Origin of the sequence: Arthrobacter crystallopoietes BAB-32 (assembly GCF_000328305.2) — a bacterium.
Classification (GTDB): Bacteria; Actinomycetota; Actinomycetes; order Actinomycetales; family Micrococcaceae; genus Crystallibacter; species Crystallibacter crystallopoietes_A.
Genome location: NZ_ANPE02000202.1, coordinates 1 through 8,437, shown reverse-complemented (window position 1 = coordinate 8,437; position 8,437 = coordinate 1). Strand labels below are relative to the sequence as shown.

Sequence of the window (8,437 nt, the reverse complement as noted above, 5' to 3'; positions counted from 1 at the left end):
ACACCGGAAGGGTGCTCCTTCGCTAGGCAGAATAACGGTCTCGACAACCACTATTTTCCCAGCTCAGAGCACCCTTTCCCTGCTTAAACACACGTTTTCAAACGCTCACCCATGAAAACCCCGGGCTAAAGGACGCCGGGACGCTGGAGCCGTACCAGATCTCCGTGGGCAAGCTGAACAACTGCCGCGAGGCCATCCGGATCTGCCGGGACGCCCGGGCCATGCTCGGCGGCAACGGCATCACGCTCGACTACTCTCCGCTGCGCCACGCCAACAACCTGGAGAGCGTGCGCACCTACGAAGGCACCGACGAGGTGCACACCCTCATCCTGGGCAACCAGATCACCGGGACGGCGGCCTTCCGGTAACTCCTGCTGCCTACAGGTTCATCTGCTGCAGGATGGTGGCGGAGATTTCCTCGACCGACATGGCCCCGGAGTTCACGTACGGTATGTGGTTGAACCGGTAGGTCTCCTCGGCATTGCGGATCTCCCAGCTGCACTGGGCCAGCGAGGCGTACTTGCTGTCCGGGCGGCGCTCCTGGCGGATCTGGCTGAGCCGCAGCGGCACGGAGGTCAGCCCGAAACATTTGTGCACGAAGGGGCGCAGCGGCTCGGGCAGCGACCGGGTGGCGAAGTCCTCCTCGATGAGCGGGAAGTTGGCGGCCAGGATGCCATGCTGCAGGGCCAGGTACATCGTCGTCGGGGTTTTGCCGCAGCGCGAGGGGGCGATCAGGATCAGCTGCGCGCGCTCTAGCGCCCGGATGGACTGTCCGTCGTCGTGTTCGATGGCGTACTCGATGGCCGCCATGCGTGACTGGTACCGGATGGCGTCGCCGAGGCCGTGGGCCTTGCCGGGCTCCCCGCTGGCGGCCGCGTGCAGCGCATCTTCCAGCTGGGCCATGTGGGTGCCGAACAGGTCCACGAAGTGCCCCTTGCTCTGCGACAGGATGTCGCGGATCTCCCGGTTCACCGCCGTCGAAAAGACGATCGGACGCGAACCCGTGGCTGCAACCCCGTCGATCAGGTCGACGACGCGGCAGGCCTCCACCACCGTGGTGATGAATGGGATGGTGCGGCGCTCGAACCGGTGGTTGGGAAACTGCGTCAGCAAGGTGCTGCCGAGGGTCTCTGCGGTGATCCCCGTGCTGTCCGAGAGGAAGAAGACCACGGGAGCCGGGCTCTGCCCGGCACCCGTGGTCTCCCCGTTGTGCGCGTCAGGCACTCAGACCGTGGAACGCTTGCCGGTGCGGGCCAGGCGCAGCCAGGTGTCGGTCACTGCGTCCGGATTGAGCGACACCGAGCTGATGCCCTGCTCCAGCAGCCATTCGGCCAGATCCGGGTGGTCGCTGGGGCCCTGGCCGCAGATGCCCACGTACTTGCCGCGGGCGCGGCAGGCGCTGATGGCCAGCTCCAGCAGCTTCTTGACCGCCGGGTTGCGCTCGTCGAACGCTCCGGCGACCAGTGCCGAGTCCCGGTCCAGGCCGAGGGTCAGCTGGGTCAGGTCGTTGGAGCCGATGGAGAAGCCGTCGAAGAAGTCCAGGAACTCGTCGGCCAGCAGGGCGTTGGCGGGCAGTTCGCACATCATGACGATCTCCAGGCCGTCCTCGCCGCGGCGCAGGCCGTTGGCGGCCAGCAGCTCGGTCACGCCGCGGGCCTCGTCCAGGGTGCGCACGAACGGCACCATCAGCTTGATGTTGGACAGCCCCATCTCGTTGCGCACAAACTTCAGGGCCTCGCACTCGAGCTCGAAAGCCTGGCGGAACGACTCCGAGAGGTACCGCGAGGCGCCCCGGTAGCCGATCATGGGGTTCTCTTCGTTGGGTTCGAAGGCGGGACCGCCGAGCAGGTTGGCGTACTCGTTGGACTTGAAGTCCGAGAGCCGGATGATCACCGGCTCCGGTGCAAAGGCTGCGGCGATGGACGCGATGCCCTCGGCCAGCCGCTTCACGTAGTAGTCGCGCGGTCCGTCATAGGCCGCGATCTTCTCCCGGATCTGCTCGATGCTGTAGTCGGAGAGTGCGGCGGGGCGCGCGATCTCGCCTTCCAGGGCCAGCAGGGCGTTGGGGTGGATGCCGATCTGCCGGTTGATGATGAATTCCAGCCGGGCCAGTCCGACGCCGTGGTGCGGCAGCCGGGAGAAGCTGAAGGCCTGCTCGGGGGTGCCGACGTTCATCATGATCTTCACCGGTGCCGGGGGCATCGTCTCCAGCGACGTTTCGTGCAGAGTGTAGTCGAGCAGCCCTTCGTAGACCAGGCCCGCTTCGCCTTCGGCGCAGGAGACGGTGACGGGTGCTCCGTCCGCCAGCACCCGGGAGGCGTTCCCGGTGCCGACCACGGCCGGGATGCCGAGCTCGCGGGCGATGATCGCCGCGTGGCAGGTGCGTCCGCCGCGGTCGGTGACGATGGCAGCGGCCTTCTTCATGATCGGCTCCCAGTCGGGGTCGGTCATGTTCGCCACCAGGACGTCGCCCTCCTGGAACTCGGCCATCTGGTCGATCGAGGCCAGCACCCGCACCTGGCCGGCGCCGATGCGCTGCCCGATCGCGCGGCCCTCGGCAAGGATGGCGGAGCGTTCGTTGAGGGTGTAGCGGGAGAGGGTGCCGCTGGCCTTGCGGGACTCAACAGTCTCGGGGCGGGCCTGCAGGATGTAGAGCTCGCCGTCGACGCCGTCCTTGCCCCACTCGATGTCCATGGGGCGGCCGTAGTGCGCCTCGATGGCCATCGCGTGCCGGGCCAACTGCTCGACTTCGGCGTCGGTCAGGCTGAAGCGGAGCCGCTGCTCCCGCGACACGGGCCCGAAGTCGACGGTCCGGCCGACCTCGGCGGAGTCCGTGTAGGTCATCTGCAGGGCCTTCTCGCCGAGTCCGCGCTTGAGGATCGCGGGCCGGCCGGCGGCCAGGGTGGGCTTGTGGACGTAGAACTCGTCCGGATTCACCGCGCCCTGGACCACCGCCTCGCCCAAGCCGTAGGAGGAGGTGATGAATACGGCGTCGGTAAAGCCCGACTCGGTGTCCATGGTGAACATGACACCGGACGCCCCGATGTCGGAGCGGACCATGCGCTGGATACCGGCCGAGAGGGCGACCTCGGAATGCGTGAAGCCGTGGTGGACCCGGTAGGCGATGGCCCGGTCGTTGTAGAGCGAGGCAAAGACGTCCTTGATGGCCAGCAGCACATTCTCGATCCCGCGGATGTTCAGGAAGGTCTCCTGCTGTCCGGCAAAGGAGGCATCCGGCAGGTCCTCGGCCGTGGCGCTGGACCGCACGGCCCAGGAGACCTCAGACTCGTCGCCGTGGCTTTCGGTCAGCGCGGCGTACGCACCGCGCACCTGCTCCTCGAAGCCTGCAGGGAACGGGGCCTGGCGGATGAGGTCGCGGATCTCCGCCCCGGCCTTCGCCAGAGCCGTGACGTTGTCGCTGTCCAGGTCCTTGAGGATGGCTTCGATCCGTTCCTCAAGGCCGGACTCCTGGAGGAAACGGCGGTAGGCGTCCGCCGTCGTCGCAAATCCCTCCGGGACCCTGACCCCAGCCGTGGCCAGGTTGCGGATCAACTCGCCGAGAGAGGCGTTCTTGCCACCAACCTGGTCAAGGTCGGCCAGGCCAAGGTCGGTGAACCAAAGGACGTCGGTCATGTGGTGCTCCTTGTGGGGCACGCGCACAAAGGCGCTGCGGACAGAATGTGGTGATGCCCAAGGCTGACCGTTAGCGCCACCCGGAGGCAAGCAAATGTGATCCACGCAACAAAAGCGACGTAATCAAAGTCTCAAGAAGACGCCACTGGGCAATTCCCGGCGCCGCGCCAAGTACCATCGGCTCCAGCCTGCGCGCTGTGGCTCTTCCGTGCGGTGGTTGGGCGGCTCGATTAGACCATCGAATCGGTGAACCGCTGCCGGTAGGACGTGGGGGTGGTGGCGTAGGCGGCGACGAAGTTTTGCCGGAACCCGACGGTGCTGCCGAAGCCGCAGGTGCGGGCGATCCGCTCGATTGGCCAGGCGGTGGCTTCGAGCAGCCGCCTGGCTTCATCGAGGCGGCGGGAGAGGATCCAGCGGGCCGGCGTGGTGCCGGTGGCTTCGGCGAATCTGCGGGTGAAGTTGCGCCGGCTCATGCCTGCGTGGGCGGCGAGGTCGCCGACCGAGAGGGGCTCGCCGAGGTTGGCGAGCGCCCAGTCCAGCGTGGTGCCGAGGTCGCCAACGCCCCCGGGATCGGGAATCGGCCGCTCAACGTACTGCGCCTGGTCGCCCTCGCGGTGGGGCGCAACGACGAGGTGGCGTGCAACCTTCGCCGCCGCCGCGGAGCCGAGGTGCTTGCGGACGATGTAGAGACAAGCATCGATTGCCGAGGCGGTACCGGCCGAGGTGAGCACGTCGCCGTGGTCGAGGTAGAGGGCGGAGTCTTCCACGGTAACGGCGGGCCGGCGTTGCGTCAGAAGGGGTGCGGAGGCCCAATGGGTGACGGCGGTGCGGCCGTCCAAAAGCCCGCTGTCGGCGACGGGAAACGCGCCAAGGCAGAGGCCGGCGACGGCGGTCCCGTCTGCGTGGGCGGTCCTGATCAGGTCGGTCAGGTTATCGTTCGCGCGGGGCAGGTCGTTGGGCCAAGCCGGGAACACGAGGAGGTCGGCGCCGGCAATCGTTTCCGGGCCGGAAACATCGTGGAGCGAGAGCCCTTCGGCCGTCCGGATGCCGCGTCCATCCTCGGTCCAGGCGGTTGCTTCCCACCCGGCCGCGAGGTTCTGGCGGCCGACTTCGCCGAACACCATGAGCAGGGACGCGAGGTGGAACATGGTGATGCCCTCGAAGGCGTGCACGGCAATCTTCACTTTGGCCCAAATCCATCCATAGTCGTCTTTTGCGCCACTCACGATACCGGATGCCGCCCGGGAGACTGGAATCGGACAAGTAGTTCGACACCAAGGAGAAATCATGACCGCACCCCGCCGCGCGCTGATCATTGTGGATGTCCAGCAGGAGTATTTCGACGGGATCCTCCAGATCCAGTACCCGCCGCGCGAGAAGTCGCTGGCCAACATCCTGCGGGCCATCGATGTCGCAGAACAGCAGGGCATTCCCGTAGTGGTGGTCCAGCACCAGTACCCCGAGGGCGCACCGGTCTTCGCCGTCGGTTCCGAGAGCTGGAAGCTGCACCCCGAGATCGAAGGGCGCATCACCCCGTCCTGGAAGCGCGTGACCAAGGACAAGGCCAGCGTCTTCGCGGGCACCGACGTCGCCCAGTGGCTGGCCGAGCAGCAGGTCGACACGATCACGATCGTTGGCTACATGACCAACAACTGCGACATCGGGACCGCCGCCGCGGCCGAGGAGCTCGGCCTCGCCGCCGAAATCCTCTCCGACGCCAGCGGCTCGCCCCACCTGGCGAACGAGGCCGGCAAGGTCCCGGCCGAGGATCTGCACGAGACCTTGCTCGTCCTGCTCCAGTCCAACTTCGCCGCCGTGGCCACCACCGAGGCCTGGGCCACCGCCGTCGAGACCGGCGAGGCACTGCCCAAGAGCGACCTCGGGACCTCTGCGATCCAGGGTCGCGCCGCATTCGAAGGGACCGCAACTTTGGCCAACGCATAATTCCCTGCCGCCGCGGCGTTGAGGACAAAGCGCCGCGGCGAAGCGGACGGCGAAGGGGGCTGTCCGGCCTGAATGGTCGGGCAGCCCCTTCCGACGCGCACCTTCCGAACGCCTCGAACCAAACAGTTTTACAAGAACCAAGGAGTTTCATGATCCCCGCCCCGCCTTCGGGCACCGCCCCGTTCGCGCTTTCGGTGCTCGACAACGCGCACACCGCCATCGGACAAACCGTCCAGGAAGCGTTCGGCGAGATCATCGCGCTGGCCCAGCTGGCCGAGCGGCGGGGATACCACCGGTTCTGGATGTCCGAGCACCACGCCATGCCCGGGGCTGCGACGTCGTCGCCCCAAATCATGCTGGGGCGGCTGACCGGTGCGACGGACCGGATCCGGCTTGGCGCCGGCGGGGTCATGCTGCCGAACCATGCGCCGCTGGTGATCGCCGAACAGTTCGGCATGCTGGACGCACTGGCCCCCGGGCGGGTCGATCTGGGCGTGGGCCGCGCACCCGGCACGGACCTGCAGACCGCCGCGGCGCTGCGCCGGCATCACGACGCCAACGACGGCTTCCCGCAGCAGGTGCTGGAGCTGCTAGCCTTCCTCGGCAACGACTTCCCGGATGGCCATGCCTACGGGAACGTCCACGCCGTGCCGGGCCCATGGCAGGCCGACCAGAACCGCGTCGCACGCCCGGAGACTGCACCGGAGCTTTGGGTTCTGGGCTCGTCGCCGTACTCTGCCCAGCTGGCCGGGCAGCTCGGACGGCCGTATGCCTTTGCCCTGCAATTCGGTGATGCCGACGTCGACACGGCGATGCAGCTGTACCGGGAGAGTTTCCAGCCCTCCGAGGTTCTGGACGAGCCGTACACCCTCCTCAGCGTCGGCGTCGTCGCGCACGATGACCCAGCCGAGGCCAAACGCCAGGCAGCTTCATCGGCGATGGCCATGCTGCGCATGTTCCAGCGCAAGCCCTACAGCCTGCTCCCGCCGGAAGAAGTCGAGGCCTACTCGGCTACCCTGCAGGAACAGCACATCCTCGACCTCTACACCCGGCGTTTCATCAACGGCACCGGACCCGAGGTGGCCACTGCCCTGGAACGGCTTCATGCCCGGACCGGCGTCGACGAAGTGATGCTCGTGGTCATGGGGCACTCACGCCAGGCCCAGGCGCGGACGGTCGAACTGATCGCCGACCACTACGCACTTCCCGCACACTGAGCACTGCACACACCGGCACGTTCACCCGGCCGCCGGCCCGCTCCTCCCTTGGCTACGGCCGGACGAATTCGCCGTCGGCCACGCGGCCGAGCAGCTCGGTGAGCAGGTCGACGCCGGCGAGCATGTCCTCGTCGCTGGTCAGCTCCTTCTCGTTGTGGCTGATGCCTTCGACGCTGGGCACGAAGAGCATGATGGTCGGGACGATGTCCTTCATGTTGGTCGAGTCGTGGCCGGCGAGGGTGCGGACGGTGCCGTGCGGCAGGCCGAGGGCGTCGGCGCATTCGGCGGCCAGCTTCATGCCGGCTTCGTCGTAGGCCTTGGACGCCCAGACATGCTCGGCGCCGCGCTCGATCTTCACGGCGGCGCGCTGTTCGATGGCCTGGATCCGGCGGTGCAGCTCGGCGTCCGCCGCGGCCAGCACATCGGGGTCGGTGCTGCGCAGGTCCACCAGCAGATTCACCCGGCTGGCCACCACCACGGGCGAATTCGGGAAGACGTTGAACTCGCCGCAGGAGGTGATGACGGCGTGCTCGTCGGTGGAGAACTCGTCGGCGATCTCGCGGGCCGCGACCACCAGCAGCGAGGCGCCGAGCAGCGCGTCATGCCGGTCCGCAATGATCGTGGCGCCGGTGTGCGCCTGCTCGCCGTGCACCACGAACTCGTACTTGTTGGCGCCCCAGGTCGATTCGACCAGGCCGATGGTCAGCCCGGCGTCCTCGAGCGAGCGGCCCTGCTCGATGTGGATCTCCAGGTACGCGGCCACGTCCAGCGAGAAATCACCCACGGTGCCGATGGCTTCCAGCGCCTCGCGGACAGTAGTGCCGTGCGGGTCCGTGGTGGCCAGCACCTGCTCCGCGGGCAGCTTGCCGGTGAAGACGGAGCTGCCCATCATCGAGGGCTTGAAGCGGCAGCCTTCCTCATTGAACCAATTAACGACGGCGATGTTGAACTTCGCGGTCTCGTCGCCTTGGGTGAAGCGTTCCTTGAGCCGGATCGCGGCGTGGGCTCCGGCGAGCACGCCGTAGGCTCCGTCGAACCGGCCGCCGAGCGGCTGGGAGTCCAAGTGGGAGCCGACGGCGATGTACGGGGCGCCGGGGGTGAGTTCGAGCAGCGCGAACTGGTTGCCGACCTGGTCATAGCGGACCTCGAAGCCGTGGCCCTCGACCAGGCCGCGGAACCAGCTGCGGGTCTGCCCGTCCGCGACGGTGCCGGCCTGCCGGTCCACACCGCCGCCGGCGGTCGCACCGAAGGTGCTCATCGAGCGGAAGTCGGCCAGGAAGGCCTCGCGGCCGGCGGCTGCGGTGCGTGCTGCTGAAGAGGCAGTGGTGGTCATGCGTCTGCTCCGATCGGTGCGGTGGGCTGGGTCGAGGTGGCCACGGCGGCCGGTGGGAAGGAGGCGGAAGCCGGGGCGCCGCCGTCGTACGTTGGATCCAGGAGGTTGTGGGTGAACTCGCCGCCGACGATGGTCGCGAGGACCTCCAGGGCGGCAATGTCCGGCGCGTCCAGCGGCGAGCCGGAGAGGACCGCGAAGTCGGCAAGCTTGCCGGTGCGCAGGGTGCCCTTGTCGGCATCGGTGCCGGTGGCGATGGCGGCCCACTCGGTGTAGCTGCGCAGCGCCTCCTCGGGGGTCAGCCCCTCGGCGG

General features: G+C 67.7%; 7 protein-coding genes and 1 pseudogene. 3 read left to right on the top strand and 5 right to left on the bottom strand.

The annotated features are described in order from the left end of the window. Positions 1–125: 125 nt before the first annotated feature. Positions 126–368, top strand: a pseudogene (locus D477_RS16180) (acyl-CoA dehydrogenase family protein); the annotation flags it as partial. Positions 369–378: 10 nt separating this feature from the next. Here the strand turns inward: D477_RS16180 and D477_RS16175 are convergent. The 3 genes from D477_RS16175 to D477_RS16165 form a co-directional block, all read right to left on the bottom strand. Beyond that, the gene (locus D477_RS16175; protein ID WP_005271915.1) at positions 379–1,224 is read right to left on the bottom strand and encodes a pyruvate, water dikinase regulatory protein; all 846 of its coding nucleotides are present in this window, start codon (positions 1,222–1,224) and stop codon (positions 379–381) included. Continuing rightward, positions 1,225–3,633 carry a phosphoenolpyruvate synthase gene (gene ppsA, locus D477_RS16170; RefSeq protein ID WP_005271910.1) on the bottom strand — a complete coding sequence of 803 codons (2,409 nt, stop codon included), beginning with the start codon at positions 3,631–3,633 and terminating at the stop codon, positions 1,225–1,227. A 230-nt stretch (positions 3,634–3,863) separates the two neighbouring features. After that, on the bottom strand, positions 3,864–4,817 hold the full coding sequence (locus D477_RS16165; protein WP_005271908.1) for a GlxA family transcriptional regulator: 954 nt from the start codon (positions 4,815–4,817) through the stop codon (positions 3,864–3,866). 103 nt (positions 4,818–4,920) lie between these two features. On the opposite strand from D477_RS16165, the gene D477_RS16160 reads away from it, so the two are divergent. Further along, on the top strand, positions 4,921–5,577 hold the full coding sequence (locus D477_RS16160) for an isochorismatase family protein (RefSeq protein WP_005271907.1): 657 nt from the start codon (positions 4,921–4,923) through the stop codon (positions 5,575–5,577). Positions 5,578–5,726: 149 nt separating this feature from the next. Beyond that, complete coding sequence (locus D477_RS16155) at positions 5,727–6,794, top strand: LLM class flavin-dependent oxidoreductase (RefSeq protein ID WP_005271906.1); 1,068 nt, start codon at positions 5,727–5,729, stop codon at positions 6,792–6,794. 52 nt (positions 6,795–6,846) lie between these two features. On the opposite strand, the gene D477_RS16150 is transcribed toward D477_RS16155, so the two are convergent. Further along, a complete protein-coding gene (locus D477_RS16150) occupies positions 6,847–8,127 on the bottom strand; it encodes a M20 family metallo-hydrolase (protein WP_005271904.1) in 1,281 nt (426 codons plus the stop codon). Next, on the bottom strand, positions 8,124–8,437 hold a 314-nt coding region (locus D477_RS16145), incomplete at its 5' end, for an amidohydrolase family protein (RefSeq protein WP_005271903.1). The genes D477_RS16145 and D477_RS16150, both read right to left, overlap by 4 nt.